This window comes from Prevotella sp. E13-27 (assembly GCF_023217965.1).
GTDB lineage: Bacteria > Bacteroidota > Bacteroidia > Bacteroidales > Bacteroidaceae > Prevotella.
In genome coordinates this window covers 52,848-77,861 of record NZ_JALPSC010000002.1, presented here as the reverse complement: position 1 = coordinate 77,861, position 25,014 = coordinate 52,848, and the positions used below count along the sequence as shown (strand labels likewise).

General features: G+C 43.3%; 23 protein-coding genes. 9 read left to right on the top strand and 14 right to left on the bottom strand.

Going from position 1 to position 25,014, the window contains the following annotated elements:
* Positions 1-105 precede the first annotated feature (105 nt).
* From mcrC to M1L52_RS09190, 6 genes are all read right to left on the bottom strand, one after another.
* Positions 106-1,161 (bottom strand): 5-methylcytosine-specific restriction endonuclease system specificity protein McrC, encoded by a 1,056-nt coding sequence (gene mcrC, locus M1L52_RS09215; RefSeq protein WP_262917990.1) that lies wholly within the window; start codon positions 1,159-1,161, stop codon positions 106-108.
* Positions 1,158-3,089: an AAA family ATPase gene (locus tag M1L52_RS09210; RefSeq protein ID WP_248614681.1), complete on the bottom strand. Its 1,932-nt coding sequence runs from the start codon at positions 3,087-3,089 to the stop codon at positions 1,158-1,160. The genes mcrC and M1L52_RS09210 overlap by 4 nt, the downstream gene beginning before the upstream one ends.
* 105 nt (positions 3,090-3,194) lie before the next feature.
* Positions 3,195-4,121 (bottom strand): hypothetical protein, encoded by a 927-nt coding sequence (locus tag M1L52_RS09205; RefSeq protein WP_248614680.1) that lies wholly within the window; start codon positions 4,119-4,121, stop codon positions 3,195-3,197.
* Positions 4,122-4,476: 355 nt separating this feature from the next.
* Entirely contained in the window at positions 4,477-4,902 is a 426-nt protein-coding gene (locus tag M1L52_RS09200; RefSeq protein ID WP_248614679.1) for a hypothetical protein, read from the bottom strand.
* 496 nt (positions 4,903-5,398) lie between these two features.
* Positions 5,399-6,262: a DNA damage-inducible protein D gene (gene dinD, locus M1L52_RS09195; RefSeq protein ID WP_248614678.1), complete on the bottom strand. Its 864-nt coding sequence runs from the start codon at positions 6,260-6,262 to the stop codon at positions 5,399-5,401.
* Positions 6,263-6,817: 555 nt separating this feature from the next.
* The gene (locus M1L52_RS09190) at positions 6,818-8,002 is read right to left on the bottom strand and encodes an iron-containing alcohol dehydrogenase (protein WP_248614677.1); all 1,185 of its coding nucleotides are present in this window, start codon (positions 8,000-8,002) and stop codon (positions 6,818-6,820) included.
* Positions 8,003-8,227: 225 nt separating this feature from the next.
* Here M1L52_RS09190 and M1L52_RS09185 point away from each other — a divergent pair, with 225 nt between their 5' ends.
* The 3 genes from M1L52_RS09185 (at position 8,228) to M1L52_RS09175 (ending at position 10,985) form a co-directional block, all read left to right on the top strand.
* Entirely contained in the window at positions 8,228-8,626 is a 399-nt protein-coding gene (locus tag M1L52_RS09185; protein ID WP_248614676.1) for a low molecular weight protein-tyrosine-phosphatase, read from the top strand.
* Positions 8,627-8,701: 75 nt separating this feature from the next.
* Complete coding sequence (locus M1L52_RS09180; protein WP_248614675.1) at positions 8,702-10,015, top strand: NCS2 family permease; 1,314 nt, start codon at positions 8,702-8,704, stop codon at positions 10,013-10,015.
* A 259-nt stretch (positions 10,016-10,274) separates the two neighbouring features.
* On the top strand, positions 10,275-10,985 hold the full coding sequence (locus tag M1L52_RS09175; RefSeq protein WP_248614674.1) for a DUF5020 family protein: 711 nt from the start codon (positions 10,275-10,277) through the stop codon (positions 10,983-10,985).
* Between the two features lie 74 nt (positions 10,986-11,059).
* Here M1L52_RS09175 and M1L52_RS09170 read toward each other — a convergent pair whose 3' ends face one another.
* The 5 genes from M1L52_RS09170 to M1L52_RS09150 form a co-directional block, all read right to left on the bottom strand.
* Positions 11,060-12,397: a uracil-xanthine permease family protein gene (locus tag M1L52_RS09170; RefSeq protein WP_248614673.1), complete on the bottom strand. Its 1,338-nt coding sequence runs from the start codon at positions 12,395-12,397 to the stop codon at positions 11,060-11,062.
* Between the two features lie 124 nt (positions 12,398-12,521).
* A complete protein-coding gene (locus tag M1L52_RS09165) occupies positions 12,522-12,680 on the bottom strand; it encodes a hypothetical protein (protein ID WP_248614672.1) in 159 nt (52 codons plus the stop codon).
* Positions 12,681-12,789: 109 nt separating this feature from the next.
* Positions 12,790-13,284, bottom strand: coding sequence for a flavodoxin FldA (fldA, locus tag M1L52_RS09160; RefSeq protein WP_248614671.1), 495 nt, complete (start codon positions 13,282-13,284; stop codon positions 12,790-12,792).
* A gap of 19 nt (positions 13,285-13,303) precedes the next feature.
* Positions 13,304-13,699: a DUF2023 family protein gene (locus M1L52_RS09155; RefSeq protein ID WP_410896780.1), complete on the bottom strand. Its 396-nt coding sequence runs from the start codon at positions 13,697-13,699 to the stop codon at positions 13,304-13,306.
* A 125-nt stretch (positions 13,700-13,824) separates the two neighbouring features.
* Positions 13,825-14,868, bottom strand: coding sequence for a threonine aldolase family protein (locus tag M1L52_RS09150; RefSeq protein ID WP_248614670.1), 1,044 nt, complete (start codon positions 14,866-14,868; stop codon positions 13,825-13,827).
* A 672-nt stretch (positions 14,869-15,540) separates the two neighbouring features.
* Between M1L52_RS09150 and M1L52_RS09145 the strand changes: the two genes are divergently transcribed.
* The 5 genes from M1L52_RS09145 to M1L52_RS09125 all read left to right on the top strand — a co-directional run bounded on the left by M1L52_RS09145 (position 15,541) and on the right by M1L52_RS09125 (position 20,781).
* Positions 15,541-16,929: a tyrosine-type recombinase/integrase gene (locus M1L52_RS09145; protein WP_248614669.1), complete on the top strand. Its 1,389-nt coding sequence runs from the start codon at positions 15,541-15,543 to the stop codon at positions 16,927-16,929.
* A 112-nt stretch (positions 16,930-17,041) separates the two neighbouring features.
* Positions 17,042-17,380, top strand: coding sequence for a helix-turn-helix domain-containing protein (locus M1L52_RS09140; RefSeq protein WP_248614668.1), 339 nt, complete (start codon positions 17,042-17,044; stop codon positions 17,378-17,380).
* Positions 17,377-18,501 (top strand): type II toxin-antitoxin system HipA family toxin, encoded by a 1,125-nt coding sequence (locus M1L52_RS09135; RefSeq protein ID WP_248614667.1) that lies wholly within the window; start codon positions 17,377-17,379, stop codon positions 18,499-18,501. Before M1L52_RS09140 ends, M1L52_RS09135 begins: the two co-directional genes overlap by 4 nt.
* A gap of 205 nt (positions 18,502-18,706) precedes the next feature.
* Positions 18,707-19,024: a DUF3853 family protein gene (locus M1L52_RS09130; RefSeq protein ID WP_248614666.1), complete on the top strand. Its 318-nt coding sequence runs from the start codon at positions 18,707-18,709 to the stop codon at positions 19,022-19,024.
* Between the two features lie 29 nt (positions 19,025-19,053).
* On the top strand, positions 19,054-20,781 hold the full coding sequence (locus M1L52_RS09125) for a YfjI family protein (RefSeq protein WP_248614665.1): 1,728 nt from the start codon (positions 19,054-19,056) through the stop codon (positions 20,779-20,781).
* A gap of 636 nt (positions 20,782-21,417) precedes the next feature.
* Here the strand turns inward: M1L52_RS09125 and M1L52_RS09120 are convergent.
* On the bottom strand, positions 21,418-23,184 hold the full coding sequence (locus M1L52_RS09120) for a hypothetical protein (protein ID WP_248614664.1): 1,767 nt from the start codon (positions 23,182-23,184) through the stop codon (positions 21,418-21,420).
* A 228-nt stretch (positions 23,185-23,412) separates the two neighbouring features.
* Here M1L52_RS09120 and M1L52_RS09115 point away from each other — a divergent pair, with 228 nt between their 5' ends.
* Positions 23,413-23,931, top strand: coding sequence for a hypothetical protein (locus M1L52_RS09115; RefSeq protein ID WP_248614663.1), 519 nt, complete (start codon positions 23,413-23,415; stop codon positions 23,929-23,931).
* 15 nt (positions 23,932-23,946) lie between these two features.
* Here M1L52_RS09115 and M1L52_RS09110 read toward each other — a convergent pair whose 3' ends face one another.
* Entirely contained in the window at positions 23,947-24,732 is a 786-nt protein-coding gene (locus tag M1L52_RS09110; RefSeq protein ID WP_248614662.1) for a zinc finger-like domain-containing protein, read from the bottom strand.
* A gap of 54 nt (positions 24,733-24,786) precedes the next feature.
* Entirely contained in the window at positions 24,787-25,014 is a 228-nt protein-coding gene (locus tag M1L52_RS09105; protein ID WP_248614661.1) for a hypothetical protein, read from the bottom strand.

The window sequence follows — 25,014 nt, the reverse complement described above, 5'->3', positions numbered from 1 at the left end:
TTCTTCATCCATGTCTTCAACATCGTTGATGTATCTGAACGTGAACAAACAGCCCAATGCTTTAAAATTTACACTCATAATCGATAAAATAAGAATTAGTTGTTATCACAAAATGTTAGGAATACTATTCACAATGTTATCTAATTGCTGACTGATGTTGTAAAAATCTTGATTCAAGTCCAATGTGCGAAAGAATAATTTATTACCAGATTCCATGGTAACGTGGTTATCTGGAACAATATCTTCTTGTGTTTTAGCATAAAGCAACATACCGTCCACTCGCCCTACTCTTTCTTTGTCTTGCTCTGTTACATAAGTATATATTTGATAAAGGTTATTGGAATGAATTTTCTGTTTGTCGAAATTGCTCTGTAGGGTTTGACTATAGTATTTCGTGTCAATGATAAGAGTTCTGTCACCAATAGTCAACATAACATCTGTTTGCATTCTTGGTAAAATACCAAGAGCAGAATTCTCGTTCTTAATACTCCAACTAATTTGAGAAGCTCGAGGTTTGGCTTCTGGATGATGCATTCTATAATATTCCAGTACAAATTTTTCAAATAGTTTTGACATTTGAAAATCAGACAAAGAGCGTAGTTTATAATTGCCACCTTCTGTTGTCATTAACATGTTTTCAAAGATAAGGCGGCATATATTTAGGAGCATCCGATAGTTCTGATTATTACGGTCGAAACTGAAACGTTCAAAATTTATTGTTTTCAAATTAACCAAGTCAATAGTGTCAAAGAAATGCAATAGATTCCTTATTGAGTTTTTGCGACTCTCATCTACATTTGTGCATTTTAACAAGAATTGAAGTGTGGTCTTAACAATTTGATTGTATGGGTTGTTTTCCGAAAGTTCATCATAGTTGCAATATGCATAAAAAGGATTGGTTCTTTGTATTGTGTAAGTCTTCAATATGTCAATTCGCCCTCGTATTACAGACAGATTTCCCTCCTTATTTACGTATGTCTTATACAATCCTTGCTTAATTTGATATGACACGCCACGTATGAGAATTTCGGAGAACAAATCGTGATTGTTCTCGAACTTCTCACCCTTTATCTCTTCGTATATGTTGAACCTGAAATAGCGAAACGCATAGGCCAACATATAATAGATATTATGTATAGGTATGGTTTTGTCTATTGTCATAGGAAAACATCAAGTAATTCTTTTTTATATTCTTTGAACCTCGAATCATTATCAAACCAATATCCTCTCAGCATCGGAATGATTTCATAATTGATTACATTCTTCAGCCATACTTCATCTATCCTTTCTTGATTACAGAAATAGCTGTGACCAATACAAAAGCCTTCGCCTAAAGCAGGATCTTGTGATATTATTGTGTTGAGTTTAATAATTTTATCTATCACTGTATTAAAGATGTCGCTTTTTAGGTTGTCTTTATACGCTTTAAATGATTCTGTCTCGAACGCTGGTGATAGTGAGAAAAACGCAAAACGTCGTTGAAGGGCAAAATCAAGCATGGCAAGACTCCTATCCGCTGTGTTCATTAAACCAATGAGGTATAGATTCTTTGGAATATTAAGAACTTTTTTCGGATAAGATAATTTTACAGATTCATCTCTATAACCTTTATCTATCAACGTGAAAGCTTCTCCAAAAATCTTGCTAATGTTTCCTCTGTTGATTTCATCTATAATAAAGAAGTATTTGTTACTCTCATCTTTGTTCTTCTTCAAATCAGATGAAGCCTTATCGCAGAATTCTTTGAAAATGCCGTCCACTGGTTTGAATTCTATTTCTCTTGATTTCCTTGAAGAGTCATTTCCAGGAACAGGCTTATATCCTATAATGAAGTCTTCGTAGGTGTAATTAGGATGAAATTGTATAGTGCATATCTTGGAGTCATCTTTCTTACCCACTAAAGCGTAAGCTATCTTTTTCGCCAAATATGTTTTTCCAACGCCAGGCGCACCTTGCAAAATAATATTCTTTTTGTCTTTTATTACACTAAAAATGTCACGAAGGGTTTCTTCGTCTATAAAAACGTCCTTATCGTTCATTAGTTCCTCCATAGAGTATGTTTTGAGGGATTTTTTGATTTTTCTTTCAATCCACGTTTCTATTCCCCTTGTAATTTCTTTGTTCTGCTTATTTGTGAGACGGATAATACCAGAATTATTTGCATTATAGAAATTAGATTGTTCACTCTTCAATGCAGAAATAGGACATGGATTACAAAAGAAATCCAATATTTTTAAATCTATTGACCAGGCTCTAACTGATGTAATTTCTAAAAAAGCAACAATCTTCTTTTCCAGTGCGAGCGAAGTACATGCAAATACTTTGTCTCCGACATGGAGATGCGAAAATGGATCAATCTCTTTGATTTTCGGATAATCTATTTCAGGGTCTGTTTTAGATGCCGCTTGAACATATTCCTCTTCATACTCCTTTCCCTCGGTGAACGGTTTTTGGGGAATGCTATTGAGGCGATAGAAGTAATGCACAAAGACATGCTGACTCAGTTCACGGGGCACGCGCTCATCGGTAGATACCACATGGCGGTACTGGTTCTTGACGGTCTTCTCCAAGGGCTTGCCGTTGGCATCGAGCACAGTGAGCCAAGCGCATGTCTGACGGCCACCACGTTTTTTGTAGCTGGGCTTATCTAACACTATTTCTGGATCCATGATAATTCCCATTCTGCCTAGATATTTTTTTCGATTTTTGCTGATGCGCCTCTTCGCCTTCTCAATGTTTTCCTTGTTGACAACATCACCCTCAAAGTCGAGTAGTGAAATTGCCATTTCATCTGGTGGAATAGGTTGGCCATAATGAGGGTTGTCTTCCCTATCAACAAAATATGAATAAAGCCATTTCAGTAATCCGAAATCCTCATCTTTTTCTAATTTTGGGGGTAAAAAGGAAATTGTTTTTTTGTCGCCAATACTAGCTTTTGCGATGTCCCATGTACCAATGTCAATAGTTAGCCACCAATGTTGCACAATGTCAGCATTGACTGTACTTAAAACATTCAAATCAGAATTATCGGCCTTGTCTATCTGAGGCTGATTCACAATATTATTTTGTTTTTGTTCATGCAATTCCATATTTCTTTGGTAACGGTTTAGTTTCTTGCTATATTAATGTATTTCCATCTATTGATGTCCAATAAAAAAAGCGTTTTCTATTATTGCACCTATTGTACACTTTCTTCATCCGAATTTCTGTATCATTTCTTTTCTGAACTTAGCCAATTCAACCATATCTTCTCTATCCTCTCTTAGATTTGCAACTAAATCTGCTTTGAACTCAACCATATCAGAGTTGTCCTCCAAAGTATTGGCTAGGATTTTTCCTACCATTATCTTCTCGCTGTAAAGATAATTTGCTAGGCCGGACTCACATTCTGCTTCAAAAAAGATGATGCCTTTATCTGTATAGAAGCGTACAGACTTAAACTCACTGCCATTTTTAGCAAAGAAGAAAGCGTAGTGTGGATGTTCTTTGGCCACAAGCATTTGAAACCATGCACGCACTGGTTCGCTCATATCGTTGTAGCTATATAGGAAGTGAATGCCATAGAACCAAGTAACAGGTGCTAAAATCTTATTCTTAATAACATTCTCAGTATTTTGGTTTCTACGAAGGTTGGTAAGTTCAATGTTGGTATTGAAGAGTTGTGCTTTCAGGCGGGTCATTTCCTTACGCATAGCCAATAGCTCTTTAGAAAGTGTAGTTAAACTTGTTTTTGATAAATCCGTACAACTGTTCGGCTCTTTTGATTCTTCCATGTTAGGGTCGACAATAATGGCAAATGGGTCCACGTCAAGGGCATTGCAAGCAGCAAGAAAGCGTGTGATAGGAGTGCGGCTATCACCGAGAAGAGATTTGCGCAAATTGTCACGGGTAACACCTGTGGCATCAGCGGCCTTCTGCCATGTGATGTCTGGACGTTTACTAACGATTTCCTGAAGCGCGTTTGCATCGTAGTGACAAGGCAAATATGGCTCCTTAATATAATAATCACGATGACTAATAATGTTGTCACAGCCAGTGGAAAAGAAGTGCCGAACAGGAATATGTAAGCCGTTGGCAATTGTAAGCAACTGCTGTACTGTAATAATGCTTGGTTTTTCCATAATTCTGTACCATGTGCTTCGCTTAGATAATGACGCCTCAATCATCATGGGGGTAGACATGTGAAGAACACTTCCCAAAGAAGTGATAAGTTTAACATTAAGATGAATATTCTCTTTCATATGAATTATGATAATTTAGGGACAAAAATAATACAATTTTGGGAAACCAACAAATATTTTACCAAAAATATAACATATTTTCTAAATTCCATAACAATAATAAGTTTTTTGGCATCGTATTTGGAATTTTATCACCAAAATAAGATTATAGATATAAATTCACATTGCATATTACAGCTTTGGAGCTTGTTTAATAATATCGATGACAACTCTATATGAAAAGCTATTGTTTGATTTAGTCAGTCATTTTTGGTGAAACTATAACAACCTTCTCATATTCTTTGTCAGTATCATATTCTTCGATATACCCGTCAATATACTTGCATGTGATACAGTTTATATATTGGGGACCTGCATCCTTGCCTATCTGACAGCAGGCAGGGAATAATCTATGCCAGCTTTTCAGATGACGACAATGCACACGCTTGCCCTTCATTACCTCTTTGGCTACATCCTCCTGCTGTTCCAATCCGCACTTACGTATGCGGTCTATCTTCTCCCACGGTAAGACAATCTTTTCAAGTTGATTGTCTGATGTGGTTACGAATATCTCCACCGTTTTTCCCTCGTCCAACACATGCCAACCGTCATAGTGAAAGCGAGGGGCATTCTCCTTTACGTCTCTTATAATGACGGTCTTTTCTTTCTCATTCTGTTCCATGTTATTCTCGTTTTTAGTTCTACGTTGCATTATAGCGTTCTAAAGTCAATCGCGCTGCAAATATAAAGAAAAAAAAGAAACCGCCAAAATTGGGTCGCGTGCGCACGTACCCAACTGTATTACGGGGCGCGTGTTGGAGGCTTCTCAACCTAAAAACCAAGATTTATGATTATTTAACAAAAGATTGGGCTTTTAGTCCAATAGAAACACAATTTTTTGTTTTCTCCCTGTTTCATTCTGACATATAACTTTGCAGGCTGAAGTCAACATGCTTCAGCCTGCTTTATACTTATGCGTGACGTAGGTCCATTGTCACTAGGTGGCGTGAATATCATTTGAGAATTACTTGGACTCTGCTAATCACTTTTTTACACTCCCAACACCACAGCAGAATCGATATTCAGCTTACGGCTCAATTCTATGCCAATTTTCAGCGAGGATTCGCGAAAGCTGGGGTTGGTCAGTATGTAAATGTAGCTAGATCATTTGTTGTTCATTATTTGCTCACTTTTGGTAGTTTTTTAGATTCGTTAAGCATATCCTTTTCATCTTTTGCAACGCGCCGTTCTACCTTTTTAATGTCTTCTGCAGGTGGGAGTTCCTCAGGTTTGATTCCGCGTTGGCCCAACATGCCACGAACACTACGATTGTTCTGTACATGCTCGGCTGTTATGTTTGCTTCACCATAAAGGTCTTTTTGCTCTACATTGTAATTGGTCATCTCCGTAGCAAGATTCTTGGCTGCAATCGTCAATGTGGGCAAATAATCGGCCAAAGCACCGCTCTTTATACCAAGTCTGCGCTTCATTTGGTCAGTTGACAGACCACCAAACAGGGCATAATCCCCTTTTGAACGAATACGGCCAAAACCACGGTCATCAACTCCGCGCTGATAGATATTACGGCTTAACTGCTTTTCAGAGGCTCGTAAGCGTTCACGGGTATTCAGACGCGCTACTTCGTTCAATCGTTCTTCAATGAGTTCTGCCCTACGGGTTTGAACTGCAAAGTAACTTTGTGCAAAAGCCACTTCCTCCTTCTTTGGGTCACCATTCTGCGCTATTAAATAGCAGGCATACCGCGTGAGCATGAAGTCTTGTACTTCGCGCTGAGCACCTTTGGCTAAGGCTATCATTTTCGTGACCTCACGAAAATGATCATCAATGATGATTCCCAACGTCTTACACGATTCAATAGCACGCCCTACGGCTACTACGAAATTCTCCCATCGGGCATAACCTAACACTTGTTGCAACTCACGTGCATACCATACTTCGATAGTATTTCCTTCTTCATCTTTGATATTCTTTGCTATCAAGTCGAAGGCAGATTTATATTCTTGTATTTTCTGTATATCCATAGTTTTACCTGTTGAATCACAAGGATAGTCTTGAGATTACTTGTTATTTGTGCAAAGATAGTCAATTATTTTCTAATCACCAAACCATTATTCAAGAAAGTCGGTTGATACGTTTAGTTACAGGTACGTGACAAGACACCTAGGACAGATACTGTTCATTGAAAGACCTTGTTTACTATTTCAACATATTTCTTCCGCTGTTCCCATCCAACACCTGCATCTGCAGGATAGCAATCTGGTTAAGTTACCCCTCGAATTCGATGGGGTTTCTAAAGTTGTAGAATTCGCCATAACTAAAATCGGGATCGTACATTATTTTGAAAAACAATAATAAACAGCAAAATATTTGCGCTTTTCAAAATATCTACTTATCTTTGCCCCAGAAATGAGAATAGTATCACATAGAAAAATAGTTGAGTTCTAGGAGAATTCAGGGACAGATACTGTATATAATAACGGCAGGCTTTCAAAAGTGGGAGCCTGCCGTTTTATTATTGATACGCTTCGTTTGTTGTCTTATGAAGAGAAGATATGGGTGACATCGTGCAGCTCATCTTACCCTCTCGCCATCTTGTAGATTGCCTCCATGTCGGCAGCTGCAAGCGGCTTGAACTGACCACAGACGCGCTTATAGTCGCGACTGCACTTGCGTGTCATCTCAGTAATCTCGTCGTCAGTAATGTCACGGCCGATGAGTTCCTTGATGTTTATAGGCATGCCGATGGCATGATAGAAACGCTCCATAGCCTCTATGCCACGCAAGGCGGTGCCCTCTGGGTCGGTGAAGTCGTTAGGAACGCCCATAACGTTCACGGCAAAGCGAACGAAACGCGAGAGGTTCTCGTGCATAACATAGCGTGCCCAGCTGGGCCATATGGCAGCAAGACCTGCACCGTGGGTAACATCGAACATGCCACTCAGCTCATGCTCCAGCTGATGGGTTGACCAGTCGCCAATGCCACGGTTGCCAGTAACATCGTTGTGAGCAAGACTGCCACCCCACATTATCTGTGCACGACTGCGATAGTCCTCAGGATTCTTCAGCACTTCAAAGACGCTCTCCTTCATGGTGCGCATAAGAGCCTCAGCAATCTCATCCTGCAGAGTCATGTCGCATTCGGTATTGAAATAGCGCTCCATGGTATGCATCATGATGTCTGTCACGCCTGCTGCCGTTTGATAAGGAGGCAAGGTATAGGTACGTTTAGGATTCATGATGGCAAACTTAGGACGAGAGATGTTGTTGGAATAGCCGAGCTTCACATCGCCATCTTCATTTGTTATCACGCTGGCCTCACTCATCTCACTGCCAGCAGCAGGAATGGTAAGCACGCAGGCAACGGGGAGCATCTTCTCAGGAGTAGCCTTGCCAATATATACATCCCACACATCACCATCGAGGCACACGCCATAAGCGATGCACTTTGAGGAGTCTATAACGCTTCCGCCACCAATGGCGAGTATGAAGTCAATATTCTCCTTTCGACACAGTTCTATGCCTTCCTTGGCAAGCGACAGGCGTGGGTTGGGCACCACGCCGCCAAGCTTCACATAGTCAATTCCGCCCTCAGAGAGCAGACCACATATCTTGTCCAACAGGCCTGAACGCACAGCGCTCTGTCCTCCATAGTGAACCAGCACCTTAGTGCCACCATATTTCTTCACAAGCTGAGCAACCTGCTCTTCAGAATGTTCGCCAAACACCACCTCGGTAGGTGCATAGAAATTAAAATCTTTCATTGTCTTAGAATTTTAGTTTTATGTATAATCTTTGGCAAAGGTAAATAAAAACGTGGTTTTTCTATACTTTTACGCTAATTATTAGCATAGTTTATGAAACTGAGAAAAGTATGTGTCTATTTTTGGTATTATTCTGGCTTATTAGTACCTTTGCACCCCGATATGGATAACAAAGTAAAACATAGAATACTTTTTGTCTGTCATGGGAACATTTGTAGAAGTCCGATGGCAGAATTTGTGATGAAGGACCTGGTCATGAAAGCAGGACGCGAGGACGAGTTCCACATTGAGTCAGCGGCAACCTCGACAGAAGAGATTGGCAACAGCGTATATCCCCCTGCGCGACGAGAGCTGGCGAAGCACGGCATAGGCTGTGCAGGCAAAACGGCACGGCAGATGACACGTTCAGACTACGATCGCTACGACCTGCTGATTGGCATGGACTCGTGGAACATTCGCAATATGCGGAACATCTGCGGTGGCGACCCGGAAGGGAAGATTGTAATGCTGATGGACTATACCAAACGGCCTGGCGATGTGGCCGACCCTTGGTACACAGGCGATTTCGTGGCAACATGGAACGACGTGCTGGAGGGATGTGAGGCACTATTGAAAAGTATCTAACCTCTCACTTCTCACTTCTCACCTCTCACCTCTTACCTCTCACCTCTAAATTTTATCACATCAACAATAAACACAATGAAATCTGTTTTAAGTTTTCTCGGATTTGATGCCGCCACAATGACCATCCGCAAGGAAGTCATAGGCGGCATCACCACGTTTCTGACAATGGCCTACATCTTGGCCGTGAATCCAGACATCCTCTCTGCTACCGGCATGGACAAAGGTGCCGTGTTTACCACTACATGTATCTCCGCCGTTGTGGGCACCATCGTGATGGCACTCTATGCGAAGCTGCCCTTTGCACTGGCTCCCGGCATGGGTCTCAACGCTTTCTTCGCCTTCACCGTGGTACTGACGATGGGCTATAGCTGGCAGTTTGCGCTGACAGCCGTGTTCATAGAGGGTCTCATCTTCATCCTGCTCACCATCACAGGTCTGCGCAACTACATCGTCAACGCCATTCCGCTGATATTGCGTCGCGCCATCAGTCCTGGCATCGGACTCTTCATTGCCTTCGTAGGATTGAAGAGTGCAGGTATCGTGGGCTCTTCTGATGCTACGTTCGTTACGATGGGCAACCTTCACGACCCTTCCGTGTTGCTGGGCATCTTCGGCATCCTGCTCACAGCTGCCTTGCTGGTCAAGAACGTCACTGGCTCGCTGCTCATTGGCATCTTGGTGACCACCATCGTGGGCATCCCCTTGGGCGTTACCCACTACAACGGCATACTGTCCACTCCTCCCTCTATCGAGCCCATCCTCTGGCAGTTTGAGTGGCACGACATCTTCACCGTGGATATGATTATCGTGGTGCTCACCTTCCTGTTCATCGATATGTTCGACACCATAGGCACCCTCATCGGCGTGTCAAACCGTGCCGGCATGGTGGATGATGATGGTAACGTGAAGAACCTGAACAAGGCTTTCATGGCCGACGCCGTGGGTACCACCGTGGGTGCCATGCTGGGTACCTCTACCGTGACCACTTATGTAGAGAGTGCATCGGGTGTGAATGCCGGTGGACGCTCTGGTCTTACCAGCCTCGTCACAGCCATCTGCTTTGCAGTTGCCCTGCTCTTCGCTCCGCTGTTCCTCGCCATCCCTGGTCAGGCTACAGCATCGGCCCTCGTACTGGTAGGTGTGATGATGATGTACGACATCCGCAAGGTCGATTTCTCCGACTACGTGACAGCCATCCCCTGTTTCGTGTGCATAGTGCTGATGCCGCTGAGCTACAGCATATCAGACGGTATCCTCATGGGTGTCATATCATATGTGCTCATCCACATGCTGTCGTTCACCATGAAGGATCGCGACGCTCGCAACAACATCAACTGGGGCACCATCATATTGGCCGTTCTCTTCATCTGTCGCTACGCGTTCTTGTAGGAGTTAAGGAGTATGATAACGACCACAAATTTCACGAATTAAACGAAACTTGTCGAAGACTCACGAGTGCTCGCAGTAATTATGGCTGCGCATGGATATTATTCTAATGCCGAATTTTACGAAAAGGAATCGCTAGCGATTCCATCGGTTCGAGTAATTCGTTCATAATCAAATATCTGTAACAGGAAAAATTCGTGTAATTCGAGAAATTCGTGGTCGAGACAATAACAATCAAAACTTATATTACAATAATTAGAATATGAAAAAGCTAATGACAATTGCGCTGATGGCTGTAGCAGCCATCAGCGCAAACGCACAAAACATTCAGTTGCACTATGACTTCGGTCGTAACATCTACACTGGCGAGGAAGCTGGTCGCCAGAAGGTAACAGTAACCCTCGAGCAGTTCAAGGCCGACCAGTGGGGCTCGTGGTACTACTTCGTTGATGTGGACATGTCGCGCCATTTCACAGAGAGCGCCTACACTGAGATTTCACGCGAGTTCAACCTGAGCAATGAGTCACCTTTCGCTGCCCACGTGGAGTATGATGGCGGACTCTCTAAGGGCGGCAGCTTCCAGCAGGCAGGACTCATAGGTGCTGCCTACAACGGACACACAGCCGACTTCTCAAAGACATGGTCTGTACAGCTGCTGTACAAGCATTTCTTCAAGAGCTACGCCAACACACACTCCTATGCCAGCGCTCAGCTCACAGGTGTATGGGGACTGAACTTTCTCGCCAACAAGCTGTCTTTCGCAGGATTCATCGACTTCTGGCGTGGTGAGAAAGTCAATGGCCACGGATGCCTCGTAGTGCTCTCTGAGCCACAGCTGTGGTACAACTTCAACAAGCACTTCAGCATAGGCACAGAGTGGGAGTTCTCAAACAACTTCGTATATAACGCTGATCCTACAAGCACAAAGACGTTCTTCGTTAACCCCACCCTGGCTGTTAAGTGGAACATGTAAAAAAAATACAAGGTCAATAAAAAAGAGCATCAGGATTGATGCTCTTTTTTCTTACTGACGCTCTTTTTTTATTCTTACTGATATTCTTTTTTGTCTTTGCCGTGAACGCTCTTCACCTTCATGCCCAACTTGCCAGGCAGCACAGCGTTGAGGGTTACACCAACAATGGCCGATAGTGCCAGACCCGAGAAATGTATAGGACCAAAGCTTACGTTGTCGTCAGCACCATATTTCACGCCGATGGCAATGACCAGAATCAGGGCAGCCACAAACACGTTGCGTGAAGAGTTGAAATCGACGCTGTCCTCAATAAGGTTACGCACACCCACAGCCGAAATCATGCCATAGAGAATCAGACTCACGCCGCCTATCGTGGCAGCAGGCATCAGGCCTATCAGACAAGCGAACTTAGGACAGAACGACAGCAGAATGGCGAAGCAGGCAGCCAGACGAATCACGGCAGGGTCGAACACCTTAGTAAGGTTCAGCACACCTGTGTTCTCACCATACGTGGTGTTGGCAGGCGCACCAAAGAGCGATGCCAGCGCTGTAGCCAGTCCGTCGCCCATCAACGTGCGATGCAGACCTGGCTCCTTCAGGAAGTCCTTACCCACAGTAGAAGAGATGGCGCACATATCGCCGATATGCTCCATGATGGTGGCAATGGCGATAGGCATGATGGCAATGATGGTAGAGATGAGGAATGTGGTGTCCATATTGTCAAACACAGCCAGCGCGGTCTGCTCACGGCTGAATGGCAGTCCAATCCATGCAGCCTCGCCTAGCGACGAGAAATCCACCTCACCCATTGCCACAGCTGTTATATAACTAACCACCACGCCCAGCAGTATAGGAATAATCTTGATGATACCCTTGCCCCACACACTGGCAAAGATTACTGTTGCCAAAGCCACGATAGCCAGTGTCCAGTTGGTGGCGCAGTTCTGAATGGCACTACCCGAGAGCACCAATCCAATGGCGATAATCATAGGTCCTGTTACCAATGGCGGGAAGAAACGCAGCATCTTCTCAATGCCAAACGACTTGATGAGACCCGCCATAACGAAATAGCACAGTCCGGCAAAGAACACACCTATGCAGGCATAGTCCAACGCCAGTGTCTCGCTCATGCCCTGCTCAACGCCCAGTGTCTTCACCGACATGTAGCCGCCCAGGAAGGCAAACGAAGAGCCCAGAAAGGCAGGCACTTTCAACTTGCTGACAAGATGGAAGACTAGTGTGCCAATACCTGCAAACAGCAGTGTGGACGACACGGAAAGACCTGTTAGCACTGGCACAAGGACAGTAGCACCAAACATGGCAAACAAGTGTTGAACACCCAAGACAACATACTTGGGTAGCCCTAATTTTCTGGCATCTGTGATGCCCTCTTTTTCTGTAATCTGGCTCATTGTATTGATTGAAAATTATCACAAATCTTATTAATTCGGAGGGCAAAGGTACGAATTAATAAAGAATAATTCATTACTTTGTGCCAAGTTTTTAAAAACAAGAGGATATGAGGTAATATGAGATTTATCTTTTCACGCCAATGATGGTGGCATTTGATGGCTTCATACGATGAATCTCTGTTTGGACGAAGCCTGCTTCATCAAGCATAGTCTTCAATTCCTCCGGCGAATAGGCTGTCATACCCTCAACAACGCTTGTCCACTTAGAATCGCTGTCAACCACCTTTTAATAGTCCCATAATCCTAATCTTTAAAAAACGATGGCTGACTATCACAGCCAGCCATCTCACAACTAAACAAATACTTTTTTACTTATGAATTTTCACCTGTAATTATAGACTTGGAGAGATGGCGGCTATCCAGGCCTCGATGCGAGTGTCGGTCTTGTCGTCCTCGTTGATGTCATCGAGGGGCAGACCAATGAACTTGCCGTCAATAACGGCCTCAGAAGCATCGAAGGTATAGTCATCAGTCTCTACACTGCCAATGAACTTCGCACCGATATTTTTAATACCGTTGTAGAGTTCGCCCATGCCGCCTACGAACGTGTCGCTATAACATGAACAGTCGCCACAGCCGAAGAGGGCTATGGTCTTGCCGCTCAAATCAGCATCTTTGAGTGTCTTCAGACCATCGTACCAGTCATCCTGCAGTTCTCCTGCGCCCCATGTCGAGGTGCCGAGAATCAGGTTCTGGTTAGCAGCCACGAGGTCGGCTGTCAGGTCCTGCACGTTCAGGGCCTCACAGCCCAGTTTCGAGGCAATCTTCTCTGCGATGGCCTCACAGGTTCCTGTAGAGGAACCATAGATTACAATTGTTGCGTTCATTACTTGGTTTATCTAATGATTAATTCTTATTTATACAGTTATCGCACTTCCCTTGACACTCGCCCTTGCATCCGTTCTTTCGTTTGCAGTAGCGTTCGCACTGAGCGCAGAGATCGTAGCCGAGCATGGTGCCAAGAATAAAATCCTCTTCTGGCGTGAGCTGGTTCAGTGGACGAGTGACGATGAGCCGTATGGCCTCCAGACATTCGCGACGTCCGAAATACACGTTCAGGTTCTGCTGTCCTGCAGGCTGCAACAAGTATGGAATACCCTGACTCTCCAGTCTTTGTATAGCCTGTTCACTGTATCTCTTCTTACAGGTGAACAGCACCATGTGACGCACACCTTTATCCAGCTCGTAGATGTGGTTCATCAGTACCTTAATCTCTGTGGGAATTGCTGTTGTCATTGCCATTGTTGATTAATTTTTCGACGGCAAAGGTACGGCAAACAAATCAGGTGCGCAATACCTAAAACGCGGTGTTTTAAGCATTGCGCACCTGTAAAATCCTACTAAAGTAGGTATTTAAATAATCATTCTCATACCGAAAGTACTTGTTCCAATGTATCAATCTCGTCATCGGTAGTTGCCCAGCTGGTAACGAATCGACAGGCGGTGTGACGTTCATCCACAGGACACCAAACCTCGAACCCTATGTGTTGGTGCAGACGCGTCAGGTCATCATTAGGGATGATATAGAACTGTTGGTTCGTAGGCGAGTCGATAAAAGGCTTATAACCCAATTGCTCGACGAAGAGACGGCGCAAGCGCATAGCCAACACCACAGCTTTGGTGCCAATGCTCATATACAATGGTTCGCCTTCATCTTTCGTGAACAGAGCCTCGAACTGCACACCCACTACCCTACTCTTCGCCAATAGCGCCCCGTGGCGCTTTATGCGGCTGAGCATGTGGCCTGGAGCATCGCCGTGGGGAAACACCACCGCCTCACCACACAGCGCACCACATTTTGTGCCGCCTATGTAGAAGATGTCTGCTATCTGTGCCAGCAGTGGCAACGTCACATCCTTGCTCGCAGCCAATCCGTAAGCCAGGCGCGCACCATCCACATAAAGCAGAAGCCCATATTGCCTGCATACATCGTGCAGCGCTTTCAGTTCATCAGCCGTATAGAGCGTGCCAAGCTCAGTGGGAAACGTAATATAGACCATTCCTGGGCGCACCATGTGCTCAGCTGTCTCGTCGGCGAAGTAAGCCTTGAGCCACTCTTGCAAGTCCCTGACAGCGAGCTTTCCCTCGTGAGCTGGCAGAGTGATTACCTTATGTCCTGTGAACTCCACGGCTCCCGCCTCGTGTACGTTGATGTGAGCCGTTTCTGCACATAGCACACCCTCGTAAGGCTGCAGCACACAGTCAATGATAGTAGCGTTGGTCTGCGTGCCACCAGCGAGAAACCATATCTGGGCATCGGGGGCCTTGCAAGCCTCACGAATCAGTGTCCTCGCCTGTTCACTGAAGCGGTCGTCGCCGTAGCTCTGTGTACGCTCTGCGTTAGTCTCTAAAAAATTCCGCAGCACAGCCTCGTGTGCACCATTGTTGTAATCACTTTCTAAATGTATCATATCGCTTTATATCCTTATTATGTGAAAAATTGGCGCAAATATACGAATTTAAACCCAATCACCTCTTATCTACTCATCGAAATTAACAAATGTTGTTTCTTTGCGTTCTTACTAATTGCTTGTGGCGTTCTTACCAAACGCTGCGTGCGTTCTTACTAAATGCTCGTGTGTATCTTTCTGATGCATCTCAAACACATTGGCAAAGTTACAACATCGCAATTGCAGTTTACATTTTTTATAATTTTTACTTCGTACTGAGGTCAAATGGGACATGTATGGCATGTACGGTCTGGAACTGCTTAAAAGGAAACTTCTTCTGGAGCCTCTGCTTTTCAACTAAATTGAAGAAGAACCACAAAAAGACAGAGCTGCATGACGATGATGTAACACGAAAAAAGCAGCAACCAAAAAGTTGCTGCCTTTTTGCGGAGAGAGAGGGAGATTCAGGATAAGAACCCATAATGAAGATTGATGAGAATTGCTTTTATTATCAAGGAGTTACAAATACTCCACAAATCATTTTTTATCAAATTTCATCATCCTTAATCCCTTTGGCGGAACCTCTTGGTGGTCTCGATTTTTTAGTGTACCTTCGCCTCCGAAATCAGTTGGAACCTCAGCGGAACCCAATGTTTTCTGAGACAAAGAAACAATTAAAGTCGAGATACGCAAATGATTCAGATTAAATTTTCAATGAGGCCCTATATAAAAGGGAGTACAGGTCAGGTTGGCATCAAGGTAAGATGGAACCAAAGTAAATCTGAGGTTTCATTCTTTACTAACGTATGGGCAGAGCCTGACAAGTGGGATTCTGATTTGCTTAGAGCCAAGAAAGGAACCACTCATTATGTGCGTGGCATGAAGTTCACCTATCTGGAAATCAACGAGGCCATTGCAGAGTACCGCCAGGAGATTGAGAGTGTGTTCGACAAATGCGCACTCAAAAACACTGTTCCTACTATCGACGAGTTGAAGACAATGGTCAACTATGCCTTGGGGAGAGTGGATGCACAAGCAACACAACCTGCTGTAGTACAGAAGAAAAAATCCTTCAAGGAAATGATTGACTTGTTCTTGAAAGAATGTGGTCGAGAAAAGAACTGGGATGACCAGGCGAAGGAGAAGTACACACAAGCGTTTCAGCATATCACAAAGGCTAACCCACGCATTCGTCCAGACAAGATTACGGTTGAGCACATGTATAAACTGCGTGACTGGTACATACAGAACGAATACCGCAACCGTACCATCAATAAGCAGGTGACGATGCTGAAAGGATTCCTGAAATGGTTGAACACCAATGAGGGGTATGAGGTGCCTGCGACTGTCCTGAATTTTGAAACCAACCTCAAAGTCCTACCCAAGACCGTCACATTCCTTCATTATGACGAGTTACTCCATTTTGCACACTTCAAATTTGAGAACGATCAAAGCGGTAGATTGGAGCGCGCTCGTGACTTTTGGTGTTTCATGGCATTCACTTCCCTGCGTGTTTCAGACCTCAAACGTCTGAAGGTTGTTCATGTAAGCGACAGCCGCATTGATATGTTTGCAAAAAAGACAGGCGAGCATCTTACCATCCCACTTACCGAAGAGGCACGTCGGATTCTGGAGAAGTATAAGGATGAAGCAACTCCAGATGGACTGGTGTTCGACATTCAAAGTTCACAAAAGCTTAACGATGCCGTTAAGGATGCTGCCAAGGCTGCTGGATTAGACCGCATCATTACCGAGGTATATTATATAGGAACGGAACGCAGAGAAGATTCAAATAAATTCTGCGACATCATATCAAACCACGACGCACGACGGACTTTCGTTTCATGTAGTCTCGCAATGGGCATACCTCCTGAGACCGTGATGAAGTGTACGGGACACAAGTCTTACAACACCATGAAGCCCTACATAGAGACTGCTACCGAAACAGCAGCTCTCGAAATGGAGAAGTGGAACAAGAACCAATACAGAAGTAAAATCATCAATCTGCTAGATGATGTGGACGAGGCTTTTTTGAAGTCACTGCTCGCAGACATTCAGCAGAAACTGGTCAAAACCGGATAAGTTATGTTAAAAACAACACATTACAGGCAATAAAAACCGTATTACTCTTGGTAGTTTCAATATTCTTTTGTAACTTTGCAACTGATAAGATATTATTCTTATCCTGTAAAATATGACAGAAACAAACAATATATTATCTGTTCTTGATAGCTATACTCTCAATAATTCTGATGATATAGCCAAAGAAATTGCTGATGCTTTCCGCAAACGGCGCATAGAGAAGAATCTTACACGCGAGCAGGTGGCCGAGCAGTCAGGAGTCGCCGTAAGCAATATCGTCAGGTTTGAACAGAAAGGGCTGATTTCTCTTAAAAACCTCATTGGTATTGCTACTGCACTGGGCTACACGTCGGAGATAAAAAGCCTGTTCACCCAACCTAAATATTCCACAATGGAAGAACTAACACAAATACGCAGAAACCAGAACAAGAAAAAAGCGCATAGAGTATGATGAAGATAGAACTGCTCCAAGTGAAATACCACGATCAACTGGTGGGAACCCTATCACTGACCCCCGACAACAAGTTGTGTGCTTTCGAGTATGCACACTCTTGGCTGGCCGATGGCTTTAGCATTTCCCCATTGGAACTACCGCTACGTCCAGGTCTGTTCTTGGCAAAGCCCTCCCCTTTCTTTGGTAATTTCGGCATCTTTGAAGACAGCTTGCCCGATGGCTATGGCCGCTATCTGCTCCACAAACTGTTGCAGAAGGAAGGTATAGACGACTTTAAACTCTCTGCGCTTGACCGTCTGAGCATAGTAGGCAGTGGTGGTATGGGAGCGTTGACCTTTGAACCAGAAACCTCGATCAAACAGGGAACGGATGTAACAGACTTTGATTTGTTGCAAGAGAAAGCCCTGGAGGTGTTGAAGGAAAAGCAGGACGATGATGCCGGACTTCTACTCTATAACAGCGGTAACAGCGGCGGTGCAAGGCCAAAAGCCATCTTTGAGGATGAAGAAGGACATTGGTTGGTCAAGTTCCGTCACACCTACGACCCGAAGGACATGGGACAGCAGGAGTATCACTACAATGAAGTGGCAAGACAGTGCGGCATAAACGTGCCTGACTTCAAGTTGTTCAATGATCGATACTTTGCTTCTCGACGGTTTGACATTGAAGCAGAGGGCAACAGAATCCATACGGCAACGGCTGGAGGTTTACTCTGCATATCGCTCTCTAATCCTGTGCTCGACTATAGCAACCTACTTGCACTGACAGGTTACTTGACGCAGAATCCCCATGACGTTGAGGAAATGTACCGTCGCATGGTGTTCAACTACCTGACCGACAACAAAGACGATCACTGCAAGAATTTCAGTTTCATCGTTCTGAAAGGCAGAAACGGCTCATGGAAGTGGCATCTTGCCCCTGCCTACGACCTCACCCTTTGTACTGAAGGCTATAACGGTGAACACGCTACATCCGTCAATGGTACGGGGCATCCTACCCTGAAAGACTTTATAGCCGTTGGCACCAAGATTAAGATGAACGAGCAGCGATGCCGTGAAATCATTGAAGAGGTGAGGCTGGGCTGCGATGATATTGCGCGTTATCACATCAAGACATAGCCTCCCCTCCAACCCACAAGTATAATAAAGCACTGTACCTAATCGGTATGGTGCTTTTTATATTGAGATTTTACTGAGTTTTTATTGAGATCGAAAAAGATTTATTGAGAGTCAACTTCCTGTTTACTGAGTTTATTGAGCTTTGCATAGTCCATAAGTTTGCCGTTCCTTTGCACTCGTTAAACGAAACAAAACTCACAATAATATGGAACAGCAATTTTTAATTAACATGAGTCAAGATGAATTCTTCGAGAGATTGAAGGAGTGTTTTGCAGAGGCATTGTTCGCGCCAGAACCCAATGAAGGCGTTAAGGTAAAGAAACATTATGTGTACGGGCTACAGGGTCTTTGTGATTTGTTTGGATGTAGCACGGCAACTGCTTCACGTATTAAAAGAAGTGGCGTGATAGATGCAGCCATCAGTCAAGTTGGGAATACCATTGTTGTTGATGCAGATTTAGCTGTCGATCTACTCAAAGTTCGGAAACGTGCAGGAAATCTTCATGGGCATTCTCACAAATAAAAGTGTTTAATAATGTATCGCGTATAAATATGACTATTCCGCAGGTGAATTATAATGCCGCTGCAATGGTGGCAGCAACTGGACCAGAAGGAGAAAAGATGTTCAATCGGGCTGCTGATAGAACGGAATCGGGGGCCATAAAAGTTGGCATGTGGCTTGTTGCTATAACTACGCTATGTATCATTATCAGAATCATAGTTGACAAGATTGGTACGTGGACTATCAATAAGGCTAACAACTCTGCCAAAGAAGATTTGGAACGAGTAAAGTGCGAAGAAAAGGCTAAACTCCATGAAAGAGAATGTGAGGCAGAGGCAAAACTACATGATGCCAATAACCAGTCAGATGTACGAAAACATAAAGAAGAGAGACTGATAGATTTGGACTATGAGAAAGAAAAGGCCAGAATAAAACTTGCTGATGGCTTCACTCCAGATAGTAATGATAACGGCTCAGACAATTCTCCAAATGATAAACTTTGGCTTGATGACTACCGCAAGAAGCATCCTATGCCTCAATTACCGTCATTCATAAAATTCATTCTTGGTTGCCCTGAAGGATATGAAATTGCAGTCCTTCTCAACATGCTTTCCATGCTTGGTGCCATGTGCTTTTCAAGAGTTCGAGCAAAATACCTTGACGGAGTGGCTAAAGCTCCTAATTTGCAGGTCATCATTGAAGGTATTAGCGGTGGCGGGAAGGGCCTGTTCAAGCGAATATATGACTTGTATTTTGGACGAATAAAGGAATCCGATGCAGAAAAGGAGAAATCTTCAAAAGATTCTGATGCTGAAAAGGAAAAAACTTCGGAACAGAAGATAATCTCCACTAAAGGCATCGATACTTCTACTGCGTCACTATGTGAGTTGTTGGATGACAATCAAGGCGTTCACCTTTATATACAGGAATCTGAGATTATCCGTGTTGTTGAATTACAGAAGCAAAGGAAGGGCATCCCAGCTTCATACTTTCTTCCAGCCTTTGACAATGATGACGTTATCCGAACCACAAAGAATGGTGAGACAAGATTCAAGCTGTATCTTAACTACACCTTTACGGGAACGGCAGAAGGCGTAGAACGCTTTATTAAAGGTAAAGTAGCGGATGGTACTGCTGGCAGAATATGTTGGGGGGTAATACCGATGGATATGGTTTGCATAAGTCAGGAAACTCCAGAGTTGCCCGAAGATGAACTTATAGAGAATTACAGAGACCAAATCGACTTATGGAGGGGGAAATACTGCTTCACTACTGATGAAGAAGGTAATGACATCGCAGTTCCAGAACAAATGATAGATTTGTCTTATGTAAACGAGGCTTTGAGTAGGTGGCTTTCCAAACAGGAGAAAAAGAACGAACCTGAAAGAAATGCTGTGGCGAGAAGATTCGGAGAAATGGCCTTTCATTGCGCAATAATTCTTCACATGCTCTGGGGTGAGCCAAAAGAAGGTAATGAGGACAGGGATAAAGTCGTGAAATTGACGTTGTACCTAGCAGACTACTTGATTGAACGATACCTAAAGAAGTTCTCAGATGAATTAAAAGAGTCCATACTGAGGAATCGTAAAGCAGAAAGTGTGCAGCCAACATCCTCTTCAAGTTCCAAACCAGTTTTTACGGATGAACTATGTGCAGAACTCATAATGAAGAATAAAGCGGGAACGAAATGGAATAAAATAGCAGACGATCTTAACATTAGTGAGGATGCTGTGAAGGCTCAAATCCAGAGGTACAAAAAGAGACTTAATGGCAAGTAGTCCGCATATATTCATCACTCCTATTAGAACGCGCAATCACTCAATGGTTGTGCGTTTTTTGTGTGTCAGGAGCGTGTCATTTCCTCAAAAAACCGTGTCAAAACAATGTCTAAGCGGGTCTAACGGGCGTGTCATTATAGGCTGCTTGACACGAATCTGACACGCTATAACATATTTACAATCGTTGAATATCAGGGACTTATGATAATTCGTGTTATGGTTGACACTCTCCATGACACTCTCTGACACAATACTATCGTTAAATTTTGGTGGATTTTCTCATTCTAATATATAATGGAGGAGGAGTGCAAACTCCTCTACTACTGACTTTCTACTGCGCATAATAAATGGAGGGTGAGCTGAGATTACTGTTGAGAAGTAGCCCACCCTCCTACCAGCCACATTAGGACAGGTTCACCTTTTTAATTCTAGCTTATGCGCCTCTTGTTGTTCTGGTTATGTTTTGCGCAGCCCTACCACGCATCGGATCCATCGCCCTCAGTGCTGTCATAGTTGAACTCATCGCTTAATCCTGATACTCTCATTTCCCGTGCGCTGCCAGCCAATATTTGACATTGATGCTGCAACTGAACTACTTGCACTGTTGGCTTTTGATATTCTTTCTTCATAAGTCCCTTATTTAATGATTTTCTTTCCGTTGACGATATAGACACCCTTGGGAAGATCTTCAAGGTCATCCCCGGCATACAGACCATTGACGGTATAGACTTTCTGGGGTATGCCTAACAGTTCCTCACCACCTACAATATCCTCAATAGCAGTAGTCACGCCGTCGATACAAAAAGCCCTTGCCTTTGCTGCATTAGGACTGGCTGGCTCGAAATAAGCACGGAAACCTTTAATTGTTCCACCTGATGCAAGAGGTCTGATGGTATTGTTTGCTGACAAGTAATAGGAACCATCTGCGGGCTGGACTGGATTATAACAACCGACAAAATTGTAATCGCCACCATAAACCACCTTTGGAGTTTTGTTTGAATTAGTAATAATGCCACCAAAAGCACCATTATCTGTCCTTTCTTTTGTAAACTTTATCAAATACGGTTTTCCTGCTTCTATCTTATTTACTGTCTGGAATGTTAGAGTTCCATCTTCTGCACCTACAAATTCAGCAAAAACGCACTCTGGATTAAACCAGTCACGAGGTTGGAAAGCGAAAGGTGTGCATATTGTGTACCATTGATTAAGTTCAAACTGCCTTGTTATGCTAAATGGTATGCTGTAGTCTATATCTTGTTGAGTAAATACATTATCTCCTTCTTCTGACATTACAACTTTAATGGGGTCACTCCATGAAGAACGCATGAATACCTTTCTATTACCTTCTATGGGATAAACGAATCCACAAACTTTAGTGTTAGTATTGTGGGGTTGATACCATTCTATATCAACACCATATCCCATATCATTATCTACTATATAAACTTCTTCTGTTATTGGCGTTATAACATGATTGCACTCATAGTTCATGTAATCACTCTCAGATATTTCTATAGGGCTGGCATTTCCATCGCCAGGATCGTCATAATTCCAGTTGTAATCGACGTACTTTAATTCAGTGTAGCCATTCTCTCTAGTATATAGAGCGTAGATAGTATCGGTCATTAAAGTTCCCATCCATTGACGTACACCTTCCGTTAATGCCATAGCACCAGTGTTGTCTCTAACAAAAGCTGGACGGTTTTCTAAAAGTATCGTCAGATTGGGATTGATATACTTTACAGGTGTATTACTAGCTAACTCTTTCAACTCGCTTACACTTCTTACCAAAGTGAAAGGTTGTTTGCCGTATTTGTGCTTGCCTGTCACCTTTACTTTTTTTATATACCAATTATTGTATGCCGATGGATTCTGGTCAAATTCAATTCTCAATTTTCCATAACCTACATACTCATCCAAATCTATTTCTGCTGTAGTGAAATATCTTTGATAAGCATTATATACAATGTTTGGAATACGATAAGATTTACCTTTTGAACCACAATTTATTACAATATAATTAGAACCGTTATCCCAAGAATCGGAAGGTATAAACACGTCACCTTGAATCGCATATTCAAAAGAAAGTTTCGTATCATAATATCCTTTGTCTGTGAAATCTATTAAGGGTACATTTAAGTACCAACTCATATACTCACTACTTATTACACTTGAAACCATCCATCCATTTTCTGCATCATATTGCCAAGGTTGGACTGTTGGAGGTTCTTGCCCCCAATGCTCCATTTCATCCCAATTAAAATTTGTAGTGAAATCTCCCTGACCATCGGCAAAATCCCACTCAAAGATAGTAAACACTTCATCTGGATCAACCTGCCCATAACTCGGTGACGCTACCATTCCAAGCAGCACAGCCATTCCTAAAAGTAAAATTCTTCTCATACGATTCTTGATTAAAACATGAACTGATAACTTTTTTGGTGCAAAGGTCGCTACTTTCTGATACGCAGCAAAATTGCAACGGTTGCAGAATATACTCCAACACCCCCTTATTTTATATATAGATAGACTCTTGTCGTTATAACCTTACCCAGAACTCGCAGTATCGACGGAGCATAGTGTTAAACCAGTCCCTGTTCACAAGACGAGGACGCAACAACTATGTTTCTTATGGACAACATCAAGCGAGAGATTAAAAGATTAGTTATGATGCTCCGTGAAAAAGGGGCTAGTGAAAAAGAGATTAGAGAGCTGTTTGAGGTTGAGCAAAGACCATTGAGCCGCCTGTTAGTAACAAAGGACTACAGGCTGCTTGTTGGTGATGACAGACTGGAGGTGAAGATGCGGCCAATATGCAAGGCCGTCTATCTACTGTTCCTGAACCACCCTGAAGGCATAAGGTTCAAAGATTTGCCAGACTACCGTGAAGAATTAGGGAAGACGTATCGCTCAATGAAACTCTCAACACAGGCCAGGAAGAAAGTCGAGCAAAGTATCATCAACGCAACTGACCCCATCAATCATTCCATCAATGAGAAGTGTGCCAGGATCAAAGAAGCGTTCCTGAAGGTGATGGATGCTGAGACGGCCACACATTATTATATATATGGGGAACGTGGAGAAGTTAAAAGGATTGGACTGAGCAGGGAACTTGTGACGTGGGAGCAAAAAGAAAGCCCACCTGAATGATGGACTTATCTTTTATTACCAAAACGAATTGACGTAACCTGTCCCTCCGCAAGTATTACATGTTTCGTACACTGTCTTGCTTGGGTATTCATATTTCTGCTTACCAGTTCCATGACAGGTATTGCATCTTACTTTCTTTGCAGGTTGTGTGTTGCCAGAATTTTGTCTTTCCTCGGCTACCTTAGACCTGTTAGCCCTCGTTAGTTTCTGTTTCTCAGTAGTGATATTGATGTTCTTTAGGTACGATGACAAATCTTGCAATACGGCTCCAGTATCTTTATTCACCAAGTAGAGACCAACCGGAACAGCACAATAATGGTCTATCCAAGCATCCATGTAGAAACCAGGCTTGAAGATAGCTAACAGTCTCAATGGTTTTCTATCTTCCCTCATAGTATTCAAGGCTGTTGCGCCACACTTGAATGTATAGATAGTTGTATAGCCTTCATATTTAGCACACCCAGCCTTAATTGGAAGAATGATGTCCCTAATATAGAGATAGTCATAGGCTACGCTCTTATGCAGCATGTTCTGGTGAAAGTCATTCTCGAACTTAAACCCCGTGTCAGTTAGTGGCATCGACTTCCAATCAAGCAGAACTGCAAACTTCTCATTCTTCCCTGTACCATCCTTGCAATAATCCCTGAACTGGTTGAGAACTTCATCTGATTCTATCTTGAATAAGTCCGTGACAGGTGACAAATGGCAATCGCTTGTAAGAGAACTCAATGATAAGTCCTGGGCATACGAATACAATGCCACCAAGCACCACAGACACAAAGTTAAGCCTCCTTTCTTCATTATAATCTCTATTTTGGTACTGAAATGGGACAAACCGTCTAAGAATCCTTTTGTCTATATCTGTCTAACATCAAAGAAACCTTGTGTCAGATAACTTTCGTGACCAGTGAAGTCATAGCCACGAGCTGCAAGAATAGACTTTACTCGCTCCTTATTGGCAACTGAATCAAAAGGTCGGGTTCCAAATGGTACAGGAATGTCTATTGGCTGACATGTCCTTTCCATCCTAATACCACCATTGAGGGGTATTGTCACTTTGGGTGTTATACGAAATGTTGGCAT

Bases quoted from the DNA above. Each gene is read 5' to 3' on its own strand.
- dinD (WP_248614678.1), bottom strand. From the start codon at position 6,262: ATGGATATACAGAAAATACAAGAATATAAATCTGCCTTCGACTTGATA.
- M1L52_RS09110 (WP_248614662.1), bottom strand. From the start codon at position 24,732: ATGAAGAAAGGAGGCTTAACTTTGTGTCTGTGGTGCTTGGTGGCATTG.
- M1L52_RS09205 (WP_248614680.1), bottom strand. From the start codon at position 4,121: ATGGAAAAACCAAGCATTATTACAGTACAGCAGTTGCTTACAATTGCC.
- M1L52_RS09105 (WP_248614661.1), bottom strand. From the start codon at position 25,014: ATGCCAACATTTCGTATAACACCCAAAGTGACAATACCCCTCAATGGT.
- M1L52_RS09145 (WP_248614669.1), top strand. From the start codon at position 15,541: ATGATTCAGATTAAATTTTCAATGAGGCCCTATATAAAAGGGAGTACA.
- M1L52_RS09175 (WP_248614674.1), top strand. From the start codon at position 10,275: ATGAAAAAGCTAATGACAATTGCGCTGATGGCTGTAGCAGCCATCAGC.
- M1L52_RS09180 (WP_248614675.1), top strand. From the start codon at position 8,702: ATGAAATCTGTTTTAAGTTTTCTCGGATTTGATGCCGCCACAATGACC.
- M1L52_RS09130 (WP_248614666.1), top strand. From the start codon at position 18,707: ATGGAACAGCAATTTTTAATTAACATGAGTCAAGATGAATTCTTCGAG.
- M1L52_RS09125 (WP_248614665.1), top strand. From the start codon at position 19,054: ATGACTATTCCGCAGGTGAATTATAATGCCGCTGCAATGGTGGCAGCA.
- M1L52_RS09135 (WP_248614667.1), top strand. From the start codon at position 17,377: ATGATGAAGATAGAACTGCTCCAAGTGAAATACCACGATCAACTGGTG.
- M1L52_RS09190 (WP_248614677.1), bottom strand. From the start codon at position 8,002: ATGAAAGATTTTAATTTCTATGCACCTACCGAGGTGGTGTTTGGCGAA.
- M1L52_RS09140 (WP_248614668.1), top strand. From the start codon at position 17,042: ATGACAGAAACAAACAATATATTATCTGTTCTTGATAGCTATACTCTC.
- M1L52_RS09150 (WP_248614670.1), bottom strand. From the start codon at position 14,868: ATGATACATTTAGAAAGTGATTACAACAATGGTGCACACGAGGCTGTG.
- M1L52_RS09155 (WP_410896780.1), bottom strand. From the start codon at position 13,699: ATGGCAATGACAACAGCAATTCCCACAGAGATTAAGGTACTGATGAAC.
- fldA (WP_248614671.1), bottom strand. From the start codon at position 13,284: ATGAACGCAACAATTGTAATCTATGGTTCCTCTACAGGAACCTGTGAG.
- mcrC (WP_262917990.1), bottom strand. From the start codon at position 1,161: ATGACAATAGACAAAACCATACCTATACATAATATCTATTATATGTTG.
- M1L52_RS09120 (WP_248614664.1), bottom strand. From the start codon at position 23,184: ATGAGAAGAATTTTACTTTTAGGAATGGCTGTGCTGCTTGGAATGGTA.
- M1L52_RS09170 (WP_248614673.1), bottom strand. From the start codon at position 12,397: ATGAGCCAGATTACAGAAAAAGAGGGCATCACAGATGCCAGAAAATTA.
- M1L52_RS09185 (WP_248614676.1), top strand. From the start codon at position 8,228: ATGGCAGAATTTGTGATGAAGGACCTGGTCATGAAAGCAGGACGCGAG.
- M1L52_RS09200 (WP_248614679.1), bottom strand. From the start codon at position 4,902: ATGGAACAGAATGAGAAAGAAAAGACCGTCATTATAAGAGACGTAAAG.
- M1L52_RS09115 (WP_248614663.1), top strand. From the start codon at position 23,413: ATGGACAACATCAAGCGAGAGATTAAAAGATTAGTTATGATGCTCCGT.
- M1L52_RS09210 (WP_248614681.1), bottom strand. From the start codon at position 3,089: ATGGAATTGCATGAACAAAAACAAAATAATATTGTGAATCAGCCTCAG.